Origin of the sequence: uncultured Veillonella sp., assembly GCF_900545795.1 — a bacterium.
Lineage (GTDB): Bacteria > Bacillota > Negativicutes > Veillonellales > Veillonellaceae > Veillonella_A.
Window position 1 is genome coordinate 1 of the sequence record NZ_URAR01000007.1, and the last position, 15,845, is coordinate 15,845.

Annotated in this window: 15 protein-coding genes; all 15 read left to right on the forward strand. The window is 38.9% G+C overall.

Annotation, left to right across the window (positions count from 1 at the left end; genetic code table 11):
* Positions 1–381: 381 nt before the first annotated feature.
* The 15 genes from QZR90_RS04615 (at position 382) to QZR90_RS04685 (ending at position 15,844) form a co-directional block, all read left to right on the forward strand.
* Complete coding sequence (locus tag QZR90_RS04615; protein ID WP_295789292.1) at positions 382–1,200, forward strand: peptidoglycan-binding protein; 819 nt, start codon at positions 382–384, stop codon at positions 1,198–1,200.
* A gap of 307 nt (positions 1,201–1,507) precedes the next feature.
* Positions 1,508–2,344, forward strand: a complete 837-nt coding sequence (purR, locus tag QZR90_RS04620) for a pur operon repressor (RefSeq protein WP_295789294.1) — start codon at positions 1,508–1,510, stop codon at positions 2,342–2,344.
* Positions 2,341–3,726, forward strand: coding sequence for a bifunctional UDP-N-acetylglucosamine diphosphorylase/glucosamine-1-phosphate N-acetyltransferase GlmU (glmU, locus tag QZR90_RS04625; protein ID WP_295789296.1), 1,386 nt, complete (start codon positions 2,341–2,343; stop codon positions 3,724–3,726). Before purR ends, glmU begins: the two co-directional genes overlap by 4 nt.
* Before the next feature lie 118 nt (positions 3,727–3,844).
* A complete protein-coding gene (locus QZR90_RS04630; RefSeq protein ID WP_295789298.1) occupies positions 3,845–4,798 on the forward strand; it encodes a ribose-phosphate pyrophosphokinase in 954 nt (317 codons plus the stop codon).
* Positions 4,799–4,816: 18 nt separating this feature from the next.
* Entirely contained in the window at positions 4,817–5,392 is a 576-nt protein-coding gene (gene pth, locus QZR90_RS04635; protein WP_295789300.1) for an aminoacyl-tRNA hydrolase, read from the forward strand.
* A 293-nt stretch (positions 5,393–5,685) separates the two neighbouring features.
* Positions 5,686–5,883, forward strand: a complete 198-nt coding sequence (locus QZR90_RS04640) for a hypothetical protein (RefSeq protein WP_295789303.1) — start codon at positions 5,686–5,688, stop codon at positions 5,881–5,883.
* Between the two features lie 68 nt (positions 5,884–5,951).
* Positions 5,952–6,461: an NUDIX domain-containing protein gene (locus tag QZR90_RS04645; RefSeq protein WP_295789306.1), complete on the forward strand. Its 510-nt coding sequence runs from the start codon at positions 5,952–5,954 to the stop codon at positions 6,459–6,461.
* A 125-nt stretch (positions 6,462–6,586) separates the two neighbouring features.
* Positions 6,587–7,267: a thymidylate kinase gene (locus QZR90_RS04650; RefSeq protein WP_295789308.1), complete on the forward strand. Its 681-nt coding sequence runs from the start codon at positions 6,587–6,589 to the stop codon at positions 7,265–7,267.
* A gap of 295 nt (positions 7,268–7,562) precedes the next feature.
* Positions 7,563–8,606, forward strand: coding sequence for a hypothetical protein (locus tag QZR90_RS04655; protein ID WP_295789310.1), 1,044 nt, complete (start codon positions 7,563–7,565; stop codon positions 8,604–8,606).
* Positions 8,603–9,448, forward strand: a complete 846-nt coding sequence (locus QZR90_RS04660) for a stage 0 sporulation family protein (protein ID WP_295789311.1) — start codon at positions 8,603–8,605, stop codon at positions 9,446–9,448. Before QZR90_RS04655 ends, QZR90_RS04660 begins: the two co-directional genes overlap by 4 nt.
* Positions 9,438–10,181, forward strand: a complete 744-nt coding sequence (locus tag QZR90_RS04665; RefSeq protein ID WP_295789313.1) for a tRNA1(Val) (adenine(37)-N6)-methyltransferase — start codon at positions 9,438–9,440, stop codon at positions 10,179–10,181. Before QZR90_RS04660 ends, QZR90_RS04665 begins: the two co-directional genes overlap by 11 nt.
* Positions 10,168–11,082: a 16S rRNA (cytidine(1402)-2'-O)-methyltransferase gene (gene rsmI / locus QZR90_RS04670; protein WP_295789316.1), complete on the forward strand. Its 915-nt coding sequence runs from the start codon at positions 10,168–10,170 to the stop codon at positions 11,080–11,082. Before QZR90_RS04665 ends, rsmI begins: the two co-directional genes overlap by 14 nt.
* Positions 11,082–13,082: a methionine--tRNA ligase gene (gene metG, locus QZR90_RS04675; protein ID WP_295789318.1), complete on the forward strand. Its 2,001-nt coding sequence runs from the start codon at positions 11,082–11,084 to the stop codon at positions 13,080–13,082. The genes rsmI and metG overlap by 1 nt, the downstream gene beginning before the upstream one ends.
* Positions 13,082–13,852, forward strand: a complete 771-nt coding sequence (locus QZR90_RS04680; RefSeq protein WP_295789321.1) for a TatD family hydrolase — start codon at positions 13,082–13,084, stop codon at positions 13,850–13,852. The genes metG and QZR90_RS04680 overlap by 1 nt, the downstream gene beginning before the upstream one ends.
* A 453-nt stretch (positions 13,853–14,305) precedes the next feature.
* Complete coding sequence (locus tag QZR90_RS04685; RefSeq protein WP_295789322.1) at positions 14,306–15,844, forward strand: Ppx/GppA phosphatase family protein; 1,539 nt, start codon at positions 14,306–14,308, stop codon at positions 15,842–15,844.
* Position 15,845: the final 1 nt, after the last annotated feature.

The following is a 15,845-nucleotide window of genomic DNA, read 5'->3' on the forward strand; positions in this document are numbered from 1 at the left end:
CATAAAGCATAAAGCATAAAGCATAAAGCATAAAGCATAAAGCATAAAGCATAAAGCATAAATCTCCTTTGATTACTTTTATTATGAATTTAATCAGAGGAGATTTTGTTATATATGTTAGAAAATTTGCTATTATAATTGAAAATTTATAAACTTTCATAAAAATTGGACCATTTTTTTAAAAACACTGTATATAGTAGGAAGTGGTACTGAAAACTATCTTATCTTGTAATATGTACTATGTATTTTTATGCTTGAGTGGGAAAAATAGGCTCAAATTTTGATAAAAGTGGTGATTAACGCTTGAAAAATAGGGGGATTTTTGACAAAAATCCCAAAATGCTGTAAAATATATATGCATTTAGATATGAGGTGGAAATATTGAGAAAACTTAGTATAGTAACGGTTCTCTTTACACTTCTCATGGCATGTACATCTGTTGTATGGGCCGATGTGGGGCGTGGTGATCGTGGCAGCGAAGTTCAATATGTCCAGCGTATGTTGGTTACGCAAGGGTATTTAGTGGACAATGCTGATGGTGTTTTCGGAAATAATACAGAGTACGCAGTACGTGTGTTTCAAAAGCAAAAGAATTTACCTATAACTGGTAAAGTCGATGACAAAACACTAAGCGCAATTAAAGAGAATAATAAGAATTTTGAAGTATCACAGCAATCTCGCAATGTGAGAAGTGATGTAGCGGTATCTCGGTTTGGAGACCGTGGACGAACTGTATCTGATTTACAAGCTCGTTTAGCAAGTAGCGGTTATTCACCTGGATTTGTTGATGGAATTTTTGGACAGGGCACAGCTGATGCACTGAAACGATTCCAAAAAGCAAATGGTTTAACGCCAACTGGTGAAGTAGATCAGAAAACTATGAGTTTACTTTCTAAAGAATGCGGCATTCCGACGGAGTATAAAAAAGTTATCTCCATGGAAGCAAGTGCGTATTCTGCAGATGACCCAGGCAATTCAGCTTATACAGCGCGTGGTAATCTGTTGCGACGCGGTCATGTATCTGTAGACCCGGATGTAATCCCATTGGGAACTGCCTTATATGTGGAAGGATACGGATATGCTGTAGCTGATGATACAGGCGGTGCTATTATTGGCAATCGCATTGACTTAGCCATGGATTCTCATGGTGAGGCCATTAATTTTGGACGTCAAACAGTTACAGTTTACATTTTAAATTAAATATTAGTTTTAGAGTTATGTAATAAACATGTTGTTTTAATTGGTTAACATCTAAAATGCAACAAAAAGCCTTTGACTTAGTCAAGGGCTTTTTTGTGTATATAACATGTTTGTGTATATAACATATTTGTGGTGGTATGACGTTGGCTCTATTGTCATAAAGCAGCGAACATTATTATGATAAATGAAAATAATGTTAGGAATTTTAATGGCTAGGTGTGTATTTAATTTACTTTTTATGGTATTCTAGAAGAGTAAAAGGTTGTCAGCTAGGACAACGCTATTTTTTTGTATGAGGAGGTTTACATTGGAAAAAGTGCGACGCGTTGAGCGCATGGTAGCGCTGACCAAATTATTAGTAGATTCTCCACAGGAATTAATTTCCTTGCGCTATTTTTGTGATTTCTTTAATATAGCCAAATCTACATTAAGTGAAGATATTACATGTGTTAAAGACTCATTGCAACGGTTTTCTTTAGGTACAGTAGAGACTGTAGCCGGCGTAGCAGGGGGCGTTCGCTTCATTCCGTATCGAAAAGGAGCTAGAGCTTTAGCTGTTCTCAAAGAGGTACAAAGTCGCTTGCAAGAAGAGGACCGCGTAATTGCAGGGGGCTTTTTGTACATGTCAGATATCTTATATGATTGGCATATTACGAGTCGTTTGGGTGAAATTTTTATGACTCGTTTTGCAGAGCGCAAGCCTGATTATATTATGACAGTGGAAACTAAGGGGATTCCGTTGGCCGTTATGGTGGCACGAGCATTTAATAAACCGTTGGTAATTGCTCGGCGGGATAGTAAAGTAACGGAAGGATCCTCCATTAGCATTAATTATGTAACGGGATCATCGAGACGTATTCAAACTATGTCTTTAACGAAGCGAGCTATCCCTCCTAAATCGAGAGTGTTATTAATTGATGATTTCATGAAAGCTGGGGGTACAGCTCATGGCATGAAAGAATTAGTGCATGAAATGGGGGGCGAAGTTGTGGGCACTGGTGTATTAGTGGCGACAGCCTTGCCAAATCCAAAGGTTGTGGATGATTATGAAGCCTTGCTCCGTTTGAATAAAGTAGATGAGCAGACTCGAAGTATTGATATAGAACCAATTTACTATACACCTGAAGAGGAGATTGTAGAATGAAACCAATTACATCTTTAATTTTAGCGGCTGGTAAAGGTACGCGCATGAAATCTAAGTTGCCAAAAGTACTTCATAAGGTAGGCGGTAAACCTATGGTTGAACGAGTGCTTAATACGGTAAAAGAGTTAGGCACTGAGCGCAATATAGTCATTGTTGGCTTTGGTGGTGAAGCAGTTACTGCTTACTTAGGTGATGCGGCTGAATTTGTTACTCAAAAAGAGCAAAATGGTACGGGTCATGCAGTAAAACAAGCAAAGCCTTTATTGAGTGATTATGAAGGAACTATTTTACTACTTTGTGGTGACACTCCTTTAGTGACTAAAGAATCCCTAGAAGCCTTGGTGAAAGAGCATGAAGACACAGGCGCAGCAGCTACGGTTCTTACTAGTAGTCTAGCTGATCCAACTGGTTATGGCCGTATTATCCGCGATGCTGAAAGCGGTAAAGTACTTCGCATTGTTGAGCAAAAAGATGGCAAGCCAGAAGAGCTGGCTGTAAACGAAATTAATACTGGTATGTATGCGTTTGATAGCCAAAAACTATGGCCTTGTTTAGAAGAATTATCTGATGACAATGCACAAGGTGAATTATATATTACTGATGTAGTAAGTATCTTGGTTAATAAAGGGGAACGAGTAAGTGCCTCCTTATTGGCTGATACGGATGAATCTTTAGGGGTTAATTCCAGAGCTCAATTAGCTGTAGCGGAACGCATTTTAAGAGAGCGAACTAATCAATATTGGATGGACCAAGGGGTTACTCTCATTGATCCAGCTAATACATATATTGGTACAGATGTCACCATTGGTAATGATACAGTGATTTATCCAGGCACTATCTTAGAAGGTGAAACTGTTATTGGTGAAGCTTGTGAAATCGGTCCACATACACGCTTTACAAATGTAAAAGTAGGGGACGGCAATTACATCCACTTTACTTACGCTCATGACTGCGAAATTAAAAATAATACTGATATTGGTCCTTATGTACATATTCGTCCTAATACGGTAGTGGGCGATAGCGTTCATATGGGCAACTTCGTAGAAGTTAAAAACAGTATTGTTGGGGAAGGTACAAAATTCCCTCATCTATCCTATATTGGGGACAGCGATGTAGGGGCTGGTGTAAATATTGGCTGCGGTACAATTACTGTAAATTATGATGGAAAAATCAAACATCGCACAACAATTAAAGATCATGCATTTGTGGGCTGTAATAGCAATTTAGTGGCCCCTGTGACGATTGGTGAAAGCAGCTATGTAGGAGCAGGTTCTACGATTACTAAAGATGTGCCACCTAAATCATTGGCAGTAGGTCGTGCAAAGCAGATTATTAAAGAAAACTGGGTTACTGACGAAACTTTCAAAAAAAAGAATAAATAAAATGTAAAATTCTTGACGATTTTTTTGCATATGATGTAAAAAATAGTATACAATAGGTATTGATGAAGTTTGCCAAGGGCAACAAAATTTATTGACAAAGCAAAAGGGGTATCGAGACATGGCATTTGAAGATGGTAAGAAACTTAAAATTTTCACAGGGAATGCGAATCCTGAACTAGCGAAGGAAATCTGTGATTACTTAGGCTTACCTTTAGGCGAAGCATTTGTAGGTCGCTTTAATAATGGCGAAGTGCAGATTATGATTGATGAAAGTGTACGTGGGAAGGATGTATTTATTGTACAACCTACTAGCTATCCCGTTAACGACAATTTAGTTGAATTGTTGGTTATGGCTGATGCATTAAAACGCGCTTCTGCGCGCCATATTACAGCTGTAGTTCCTTATTATGGATATGCTCGTCAAGACCGTAAGACACGCGGTCGTGAGCCTATTACAGCTAAATTAGTAGCAGATTTAATGCAAACAGCAGGCATTACACGTTTGGTAACTGTTGATTTACATGCTGGACAAATTCAAGGTTTCTTTAATGTACCAGTGGATCATTTATTTGGTGCTTCCATTATTGCAAAATATATTAATGAAAAGAAAATGGAAGATTTAATTGTTGTATCTCCAGATCTTGGTGGTGTAACGCGTGCGCGTGACTTGGCTGACCGCATTGGTGCACCAATTGCTATTATTGAAAAGAAACGTCCACAACCAGGTGTAGCTAAAGTTATGAACTTGATTGGTAATGTAGAGGGCAAAAACTGTATCATTATCGATGATATTGTAGATACAGCAGGTTCCTTAGTAGAAGGGGCTAAAGCACTTAAAGAGTTTGGCGCTAAGTCTGTTATGGCTTGTGTAACTCATGCGGTATTGACTGACCCTGCTTGCGAACGCATTGCTAATTCCAATATTAAAGAATTAATTGTTACGAATACAATTAGCTTACCAGAAGAGCATAAATTACCTAATATTACGTCCTTATCTGTGGCACCATTATTAGGTGAAGCCATTATGCGTATTTTCCATGAAGTTTCAGTAAGCAATTTATTCGACAAATAAACCATTAGGTGAAAGTCTGTGAAAATTGTTGTAGGCCTTGGTAATCCAGGGAAAGAATATGAATTAACAAAACATAATATAGGCTTTTTAGTGGTTGATGCTATTGCTGAAGCTCATGCACATACGCCTTGGAAAGAGGACTTTAAAGCTTTGATTACGACTATTCAAGTGGATGGTGAAAAAGTACTGCTTGTAAAACCGCAAACTTTTATGAATAATAGTGGTGAGTCCGTAGGGCCTTTAATGCGCTATTATAAAGTAGCTCCAGAAGATGTGTACTGCATTTATGATGATATGGATTTGCCAGTTGGTAAAATTCGCATCAGACCCAATGGCAGTGCAGGTGGTCATAATGGCATAAAATCACTCATAGCCCATATGGGAACTAATGAATTTCCGCACTTTCGCTTTGGCATAGGCCGACCTTTGCCACAATGGACTGTAGTTGACCATGTGTTGGCGCCATTTCCAGAGGACCAACAAGATAAGGTGGTAAAGGGCATTAAAGATATGGCTAAGGCTGTAGTTGGTACTTTAGAAGTAGGGATTGATCGCGGGATGAATTTATATAATCCTAAACGTCGCCCTCGTTAGACTATATGGTAATTGAGTCAATAGCATCGTCTTCTTTAGATGGTGCTATTGTTTTGTTTGTGTGAAACTCGATAAAAATATTGACAAAGACTCTCATATTTGGTATAATTACTCTATTATCCGTATTAGATTGTTGGAGTAAATGCTGAGGAGGATGAACTTATAGCCCAAAATGTCATAATCTGAACTTGTGTCTCTACAATCGAAAAGGGTATGTGGTAATAACCCAACCACTTTTTGACAGTAGGTTTGACCCAACCACTGTAGTTATTTAATTACAAGGAGGTTCGATTATGAACAAGATTAAAAGTTTATCGAGCCGCTTATCGGTGCTGGGATATAGTGGTTTCGAGATTTCTCACATTATTAATAATGCCGCTGGCGGCAAACAATTGACAACATTAAGTGGCAAACAGCTACGCCATGTTATCAGTCAAATGGAAAAATATGTAACACTTGGTACGCAATTTGCGGCAGCTTATAGTAAATAAGCAAGTGTAGAACTACAAAGAGACTATACGGACGTATAGTCTCTTTTTTTATAGAGCGGGAGGCTTACATGTTCGCAAGATCATCGAACAATAAACAAAGAAAAACACGAACTCTTACGAATCGTCGTTATCCCACAGAGCGCATGGGCATGTCCGTGAAGTGCATGGTATTCTGTGAGGGGGATATTTTGCTATTACAAAAGAAAGACCGTGAAGGGCTCAGACCTTGGGAGTTTCCTGGCGGTGGTTTAGAATTTGGTGAAGACTTACAAGATGCTGCCTTGCGTGAAGTGCGTGAAGAGACAGGACTTGATGTAGAAATTTTAGATGTAGCGGGCCTCTGGTCGTATAAAAGAAGTAAATTACAATTTTTAACGGGTGTAATTTTTATTGCTAAGGCCACTAGTAAGGATGTAACTCTTTCTGAAGAGCATACTGATTTTGCTTGGGTAAAGCCTAGTGATTTTAGTCAATATCGTTTACAAGATTCTTTGCGTAAAGCTTTGGAAAATATTCAGGAATCTAGTGTGAAGGGGCAGGAGTTGCGCCATTATTTTGTAGATAATTTTAAGGTCTAAACCTAAAGAAAATTTTAAGGCTTAGACCTAAATAAGATAAAATATAAATTAGAAAGAATATATAGAACTTATTATGATAATAGTACGATAATATCTATGTGTGATTCATTAATAGAGGAGCTATGATGGGTACGTTAATAATTATTGAAGGTGGCGATGGTAGCGGTAAGGCTACACAAACAAAAGCATTGGCAGAACGATTAAGTCGTGAAGGCTATAATGTAAGAACCGTGAGCTTCCCGAATTATGATAGCCCGGCAGCGATGCCAGTAAAAATGTATTTAGCCGGCGATTTTGGACATAAGCCATCTGATGTGAATCCATTTGTGGCGAGCACTTTATATGCAGTTGACCGCTTCGCGTCTTATCGTATGGACTGGGAAGAATTTTATAAGTCCGGTGGAATTATTTTGGCTGATCGCTATACAACATCAAATATGATTCATCAAATGGTAAAATATGAAGATGCGAAGGAGCGTCAACAATTTCTTTCTTGGTTAGAAGATTTAGAATTTGTTAAATTTGGATTGCCTAGACCGGATTGTGTGTGCCTTTTAGACATGCCGTTAAAAACTAGCGAAGCCTTGATGAAGGACCGTGTACATAAGACGGGGGGCGCTACAGGCGATATTCATGAACATGACCATGAGTACTTGCTTCGAGTTCATGGTGCTTATGATGAACTCGTTCAAGTTTATGGATGGGAGCGCGTGCCGTGTGCTAATGAGGTAGGGGATTTACGTAGCATTGAAGAGATTCATGAAGATGTCTATGACTTGGTTAAACCTTTCTTAAAGGCAGAATAATTGTTGTAAGAGGTAGCTTGTTTATAAAAGATAATCAGTAAAGCATAGTAAATAAAACATGGTAAATAAAGCATAGTAAATAAAGTATGGTAAATAAAGCCCCTTAGAGGCGCTTGGTATTAGGCTCGACGTGAGTCGGTAGTAGATAGTTTAAATTATAATTCGTAATAGTGGCACCTGTAGTATCCTGAGGATTTAACAGGTGCTTTACTTATATAGAAAAATTAGACATTCACGGTACATTTGCCGTATAATAATTATGTTATACTGCATTATTTTATTATGGGGGAATTGTATGTCGTATTTTGAAAAGGTCATAGGACAACAAGATATTATTGCCCATGTTAGTGATCTTGTAAAACGGCAAACCTTACCTCACAGCTTATTGTTCTATGGTGAAGCTGGTTTGGGGAAATTAGAAGTAGCTATTGGCTTAGCCTCATTGCTGATTGGACGGCAAGTATTTTCCAATGACAAGGGGCAAACCTATTTAGACGCAGTCAAACGGGCTCGCGTCATTGATGGGGAGTCTGAGAAAGCCAGTGAAGCACAGGGCCTTCCTATCTATATGGATAAGGGAGAAGCCTTTTGGTTGCGACCTATGAAGGCTACACTGAAAGTTGAACAATGGTATGAGCTATTAAATGAGTATTTAAATAAAGCTAGTGATAACAATCGCGTGGTAATTGTTGAAGATTTTCAAACAGCTAATGCTGTCATGGCTAATGCTATGCTGAAGACCATTGAAGAACCACCGCGAAATACATATTTTATTATTATTACCAATCAAATTGCTAATGTATTGCCTACTATATTATCTCGTTGTATGAGCGTTTCTTTTGGGCCTGTAGAAGATTATATTATAGAAGCAGCCCTTAGAAAAGAAGGCTTTACAGGCGACTTAAGCCTTCCTATTGGCGCAGGTCAGGGCAATCCAGCCTTAGTTCGTCAATTTGCTACTGAAGATAGCTTACCCTTGCTCAATTTGGCTATGGATGTACTAGAAATATTGCCAGAGGCCTTATTTTTTACTAAAGCATCCTTGGCAACGGAAGGACTTAACCGAGATGAATTAAAAGAGTTGATGGCCTGGCTACGACTCTTGAGTCGCGATATGATGGCATTAAAATTTGGCAGTAGTGATGATGTACTGCAATGTCCGCTATTTAAACTGCGCATGTTGCAGATTTTACCAAAGTGGAGTGCCAGAGCTTTATTACAAGTTCAAAGTGAGACGCTCGGTGCAGAGGAAGCACTTCGTTTATATATAAAAGCTAATTTAGTTATGGATGGTGTATTAATTGCACTGCGACAAGTTATAAAGGAGGATAACCAGTGATTACCATTGTAGGAATACGGTTTAAAAAAGCTGGTAAAATATATTATTTTGCCCCTGGTGGAGCCACCCTTGCCTTAGGGGACGGTGTCATTGTAGAAACAGCGCGTGGTTTGGAATTTGGTGATGTTGTCATTGCACCGCGCCAAGTAGAAGAAGAGTCTGTAGTACAGCCTTTAAAAAATGTTATCCGCAAGGCTACACCTAAGGATTATAAGCAAGTAGAAAAAAATAAACAAAGGGAAGAACGGGCCTTTGAGATATGCTTAGAGAAAATTGCCTATCGCAAATTACCTATGAAGCTCATCAATGTAGAATATACTTTTGATATGAATAAGATTATATTCTTCTTTACTGCCGATGGGCGCATTGATTTTAGAGATTTAGTTAAGGATTTGGCCACTGTATTCCGCACTCGCATTGAACTTCGTCAAGTGGGCGTGCGCGATGAAGCTAAAATATTAAATGGCATCGGTGCTTGTGGTCGTTCACTCTGCTGTGCTACATTTTTAGGTGATTTTTCACCGGTATCGATTCGCATGGCCAAGGATCAGAACTTAAGTTTGAATCCTACGAAAATTTCCGGTGTCTGTGGTCGACTTATGTGTTGCTTGAATTACGAAAACGACCTATATACTAAGGGTGGCGATTTGTATGTACAAAAAGAAAAAGCAGCTCCAGTTGTGGTCGAGCCACCAGGTATTGGTCGTGAAGTAGTAACAGATGAAGGTCTTGGCAAAGTCTTAAAGATTAATCGCAATAAGAAAATGGTAAAAGTGCAGCTTGATGAAGGCCGTACAATCGATCTCCCATGGTCAGAGATTGTGTTGCCTGATGAAGACTAATATGCCACAGCATCCATTAGAGCGATTAGATGATTTGGTTATAGGTGGGATGAAATTATGGCAGCGCACCGATCAGTTTTGTTTTTCCATTGATGCTGTTATACTGTCTCATTTTGTACCTATAAAATCGCGCCATGTGTATGCTGATTTAGGTACGGGCACGGGCGTTATACCTTTGATTTTAACGGGGCGCGGTGCTAAGCAAGTGGTAGGTTTTGAGTTAAATCCTATTACAGCTGAATTAGCGGAGCGAAATAGACAGTTAAATCATAAGGAAGAGGAAATACAGATTGTTAAAGCTGACTATTGTCACTTGCCCATGCAGGAATATAATGGACGATTTGATACCATTGTAGTCAATCCACCGTATTTTGATGTAAAACAAGGCAAGGCCCCACTTACTGAGGCCCGACAACTAGCTTTACATGAATCCCATACAACGATTGAGGATGTAGCTAAAGCGGCTAATCGCTTAGTCAAATTTGGCGGTTCTTTATGTATGATTTATCGAGCGGAGCGCTTAGTTGAAGCCCTTTTAGCCTTGCAAAAAGAAGGGCTTACACCTAAGCGTTTGCGTTTTGTTCATAGTTTGCCGCAGCGAGAGGCTAAATTAGTCCTCATTGAAGCACGTAAAGGTGGTCGCTTAGGTTTACTAACGGAGCCACCTTTATATATTTATGAATCAACCAATGCCTATAGTGAGGAGGTGCGTACTTGGTATGGAACAACATAAAATAGGAACTCTTTATCTAGTACCCACACCGATTGGTAATTTAGAAGATATAACATATCGAGCCGTGCGTGTTTTACAAGAAGTAGATTTAATTGCAGCGGAGGATACGCGGCATACGGGACTACTTTTAAAGCATTTAGACATTAGTACGCCCCTTACGTCTTATCATGAGCATAATAAGCTGGTTAAGGGCGAACAACTTATTGATGATTTATTGCAGGGCAAAGATATTGCTGTTGTCAGTGATGCGGGGATGCCCGCTATTTCTGATCCTGGTGCAGAGCTCGTAGAGATGGCCTTAGCTGCCCAGGTGGATGTTGTGCCCTTACCGGGTCCTAATGCAGCACTTACTGCTTTAATTGCATCGGGGCTTTCAGCTAGAGAATTTACTTTCATAGGATTTTTACCTAAAAAGAGTAGCCATCAACAGGAACTATTACAGCGAATTAAGGGGTATGAAGGAACCCTCATTTTTTATGAGGCACCACATCGTTTAATAAGTACTTTAAAGACTTTATATGAAGGTTTAGGGAATCGCCCTATTGTCCTCGCTAGAGAACTTACTAAACGATTTGAAGAGTTTCTTCGCTCTGATTTACGTACTGTTGTGGCAGAGTTTGATGAATTAGTGACGCAAAAAGGGGAGTTTGTCCTCTTAGTTGGTGGTTGTGCTACTAGTATTGAAACCGATGTAGAATCAACTGACCAAGCGATTAGCTTATCACTTACAAGTAAAACGGCGACACCTTCAGATTATGTAGCCTTAGTTCATAATTTAATGGAACAGGGTCTAAGCAAAAAAGACGCCGCTCGAGAGGTAGCCAAAAAATTAGGTGTATCTCGCCGTGTAGTATATAATGCTGTAGAGGAATTTAAAGAGATTACTGAGGAGGATTTATAATGACAGTGACAAAGAAAAAGCCGTATTATATTACGACTCCAATTTATTATCCAAGTGCTAAATTGCACATTGGCCATACATATTGTACATCTATTGCTGACACCATTGCGCGTTTTAAACGCCGTGCTGGCTATGATGTGCGCTTTTTGACTGGATCTGATGAACATGGTCAAAAAATTGAGCGCATTGCTAAAGAAATGGGCATTACACCATTAGAATACACAACTAAAATTGTAGAAGGCTTTAAACATTTATGGGAACTTATGAATATTTCCCATGATGATTTTATCCGTACAACAGATAAACGCCATGAAAAAGTAGTGCAAGATTTATTCCAAAAAGCTTATGAAAATGGCGATATTTACAAGGGCAAATATGCTGGTTGGTATTGTACACCTGATGAATCGTTCTGGACAGAGCAAAAATTAGGTCCTAATCACACTTGTCCTGACTGTGGCCGCCCAGTAGAAAAAATTGAAGAAGATGCATACTTCTTTAAAATGAATAAATACGCTGATCGTTGGCTTAAATTCATCGAAGAAAATCCTGATTTTATTCAGCCAGAATCACGCCGTAATGAAATGGTACAATTCGTTAAACAAGGATTAGAAGACCTTTGTGTTTCTCGTACAAGCTTTGACTGGGGCATTCAAGTTCCCTTTGATAAAGAACATGTTGTGTATGTATGGTTTGATGCATTAGTTAACTATATTAGCGCTTTAAATCCATTAGATGATGACAAGAGCTTATATGAAACTTTCTGGCCTGCTGATTTGCATTTAGTGGGCAAAGAAATTGTCCGTTTCCATACTATAATTTGGCCTATTATGCTCATGAGCTTGGGCTTACCATTGCCTAAGAAAGTATTTGGTCATGGATGGCTCATCGTTGATGGAACTAAAATGAGTAAGTCTTTGGGCAATGTAATTGATCCTATTCCATTGATTGAAACTTACGGTTCTGATGCACTTCGTTACTACTTGTTGAGTGAAATCCACTTAGGCAATGATGGCAATTTTACTTTGCCTAACTTTGTGCAACGTGTAAATTCTGACTTAGCTAATGATCTTGGAAATCTATTAAATCGTACGGTAGCTATGATTGAAAAATATCATGGTGGTGTGATTACTAAGACTGCCTCTGAAGGCCCTTACGATACGGATTTAGTGGCCTTAGCGGAACAAACTGTAAAAGATTACGAAAATTACATGGAAAGCTATGAGCTTAATAAGGCTTTAAAAGCAGTATGGCAATTTATCAGTCGCACCAATAAATATATCGATGAAACAATGCCTTGGGTATTGGCTAAAAAAGAGCAACCTGGCGACGAAGCACGTTTACAGGCTGTTATGTATCATTTAGCAGAAGCACTTCGCATTATTGCCGTTCTCGTAGATCCAGTGATTCCTACAGGAGCACCAAAGATTTGGGACCAATTAGGTCTTACAGGCTTTAGTGCGGCGACTCTTGATGATGTGCGCACTTGGGGTGGTTTAGCAGATGGCACTAAAGTGGTGAAGGGGGCTCCTATTTACCCACGTTTTGATATGCCAGAAATGGTTGAAGCACCACAAGCTAATGCCGTTGACGCAAAGACTGAGCTAGCAAATGCAGAAGCCGGCGCTACAGAAGAATCAGCTGCTGAAGCAAAAGAGCAAGAAATTCCTCCAATTAAAGAAAATATTGACTATGATGACTTTGCTCGTCTTGACCTTCGTGTAGCGGAAGTTATTTCCTGTGAAAAGGTTAAAAAATCTAAGAAATTATTGAAATTTGTCCTCAATGTAGGCGTGGAAGAGCGCACGGTAGTGAGTGGCATTTCCCAGTATTATGAGCCAGAAGAGATGATTGGTAAAAAAGTGATTTACTTAGCGAACTTAGCTCCTAAAAAGCTTATGGGCATCGAATCATATGGCATGATTTTATCGGCCTCTGATTTTGCTGATAATTTAGAAGTTACACAGATTCAATCATTGATCCCAGGAAGCTTGGTGAAATAATGCGTTTATTTGATACTCACGCACATATTAATGATGGTCGTTTTGAAAATGACCGTGCCGAGATGTTACAACTTTGCTTTGATGCCGGTGTGGAATATATTATGTGTCCTGCTGTGGATCGGGAAACAGCGGAGTCGGCCATTGCCTTAGCTGCTCAGTATGAGCAAGTTTATGCAGCGGTGGGCGTACATCCACATGAGTCAAAAGATGTAACACCTGAGGATTACGACTATTTCAAAACGCAAGCCCTTACCAATCCTAAGGTGAAGGCCATTGGCGAAATTGGGCTGGATTATTACTATGATTTCTCAGATAAGCCGACGCAAATGCGCGAGTTTATTTATCAATTGGAATTAGCTCGCGAAGTTAATTTACCCATTATTATCCATGACCGAGATGCTCATGGTGATATCTTAGCTACATTAAAAGAGCATGGTAAGGGAAATTATGGTATCTTCCATTGCTACTCAGGGAGCTGGGAGATGGCTAAGGAATGTATAAAATTAGGTTATTATATTTCCTTTGCTGGCCCAGTTGTATTCCCTAAGTCAACGAAGCTCAAGGAAGTGGCTAAAGAAGTGCCATTAGATAGATTGCTGATTGAAACAGATTCGCCATACTTAACGCCCCCTCCATTTAGAGGGCGCCGCAATGATCCTAGTAAAACGCAATTTGTGGCGGAAGAAATTGCTAAATTAAAAGGCATGGATGTGGATGAATTAGCAGCGATTGCTTTAGAAAACGGTAAGCGCGTATTTAATATTACTTAGTAGTCCATAAAATTAGTGCTACCTAGTAGGATGTAAAATTAGAACTACCTAGTAGGATGTAAAATTAGAACTACCTAGTAGGCTGTAAGATTAGAATTACCTAATAGGGCATAAATTTAGTAGTACCTTATAGGATGTAAATTAGCAGTACGTAAAATACAATCTATTTATACATAAAATAAAGTGTATTAAATAGGGAGTTTAATAGCGTATTAAATAGGATATAAAGGAAGCGTATAATCTTCAATGCTATGCTTTGATAAGGCGTAGACGGTGGAGATTATACGCTTTTTCTTATATATACTTTACTAAAAGCTTACAAAGTATACTAAAGTTTTACTGTACAAAGTGGCGAGACTTTACTATAAAGATAAGAGAGCTTTTATCCTTGAAATAATGGATTACTTTATGTAAGATTAAAGTATATATTATTTTGAACGAGAGGATGTTAACATGAAACGTGTTTCCTTTATAGATTTAGGCTCTAACTCTGTACGCTTTGTTATTACTGAAATTAAAGACAGCGGTAGCTATCAGCTTATTTATCAACAAAAAGAGAGTATTCGCTTGAGTGAAAATATGTGGGATCATAATCGACTCACAGATGAGGCTATTGAACGTGCTATTAAGACTTTGACGGCCTTTTCTCATATGGCGACGGCTATGGATAGCGATGAGATTATTGCAGTAGCTACGGCTGCGGTTCGATTAGCTGATAATGGACCAGAGTTTTTAGAATTAGTTAAACAACAAACTGGGATTAACCTAGTTTGTATTGACGGCTTAGAAGAGGCACACCTTGGGTTCCTTGGTGTGGTCAATACTATTGGCTTAGATGATTTTATCTTATTCGACTTAGGTGGCGCCAGTGTAGAGGTAACGCTAGTAAATAATCGCAAAATTGTTGAGTCCGTGAGCTTGCCCATGGGGGCGTTGACATTGACAGGGACTTATCAAGAAGGGGCTGAGATGTCCGAAAAAGAGCGCAAGTCTATGTTGAATCATATTCAAGAGGTGTTAAAAGAGCAAAAGTGGCTTAAGGATAAAAAACTACCTCTCATCGGTATTGGTGGTACAGCACGTAATTTAGCTAAAATAGATCAACGTGCCCATAATTATCCTATTGCTAAGCTTCACAATTATGAATTGACTTTTGACCGCTTGGAGGAAATTTATGAGTCTGTATGCTCTAAGACATTAAGTCAACGCAAGAAGATCAATGGCTTATCTCAGGAGCGCGCAGATATCATTATTGCCGGTACTGCCGTTGTGCGTGAGCTTATGCAGTACACTGATTCCCAAGTGATGATTGTCAGCGGTTGTGGCTTACGTGATGGCTTGTTCTATAAATACTATGGGGAGCATTATTTAAATCCAAGTGGCATTATGGATAATATTTTAATTCATTCTGCTGAAAATATTTTATTAGGTATGAATAAAATTGATCTTATTCATTCTAAATACATTGCTCGCCTAAGTGATGCCTTATTTGAACAATGGTGTAAAGAATATGAATGGCCAGAGCGTATGCGTGAGTTATTGCGCGTTACAGCTCTCTTACATGATATCGGTAAGGTGGTCAATTATTATAGCCACGCCCGTCATAGTGCGTATATTATTGCCAATAGTAATTTATATGGCTTAACGCATCGGGAGCAAGCTATTTGTGGCTTTATGGCATCTAATACACATGGGGCGAATAATAAATTTATTAAAACCTCGCCTTATGGCCGTTTGTTAAAAGGGAATGATTTACCGATTTTAAGTCAAGTATCACTGTTAATTGCCATTGCAGAAGCGATTGATGAGAGTCATGAACAATCTGCTGTATCAGTGAATACTGAATTTACTCCTAAGGATATTATTGTCAATGTATGGACTAAGGCCAATAAGGATATGTCTATGGCTGACGTAATGATTGCAAAGCTGAATAAACAGTGTAAAAAGGATTTTAAGAAAAACTTAATCGTAAGGTGGCACGAATCCCTATAAG

Coding starts and splice junctions, on each gene's coding strand:
- glmU (WP_295789296.1), top strand. CDS start 2,341: ATGAAACCAATTACATCTTTAATTTTAGCGGCTGGTAAAGGTACGCGC.
- QZR90_RS04630 (WP_295789298.1), top strand. CDS start 3,845: ATGGCATTTGAAGATGGTAAGAAACTTAAAATTTTCACAGGGAATGCG.
- QZR90_RS04640 (WP_295789303.1), top strand. CDS start 5,686: ATGAACAAGATTAAAAGTTTATCGAGCCGCTTATCGGTGCTGGGATAT.
- QZR90_RS04645 (WP_295789306.1), top strand. CDS start 5,952: ATGTTCGCAAGATCATCGAACAATAAACAAAGAAAAACACGAACTCTT.
- QZR90_RS04650 (WP_295789308.1), top strand. CDS start 6,587: ATGGGTACGTTAATAATTATTGAAGGTGGCGATGGTAGCGGTAAGGCT.
- QZR90_RS04655 (WP_295789310.1), top strand. CDS start 7,563: ATGTCGTATTTTGAAAAGGTCATAGGACAACAAGATATTATTGCCCAT.
- QZR90_RS04665 (WP_295789313.1), top strand. CDS start 9,438: ATGAAGACTAATATGCCACAGCATCCATTAGAGCGATTAGATGATTTG.
- rsmI (WP_295789316.1), top strand. CDS start 10,168: ATGGAACAACATAAAATAGGAACTCTTTATCTAGTACCCACACCGATT.
- metG (WP_295789318.1), top strand. CDS start 11,082: ATGACAGTGACAAAGAAAAAGCCGTATTATATTACGACTCCAATTTAT.
- QZR90_RS04680 (WP_295789321.1), top strand. CDS start 13,082: ATGCGTTTATTTGATACTCACGCACATATTAATGATGGTCGTTTTGAA.
- QZR90_RS04685 (WP_295789322.1), top strand. CDS start 14,306: ATGAAACGTGTTTCCTTTATAGATTTAGGCTCTAACTCTGTACGCTTT.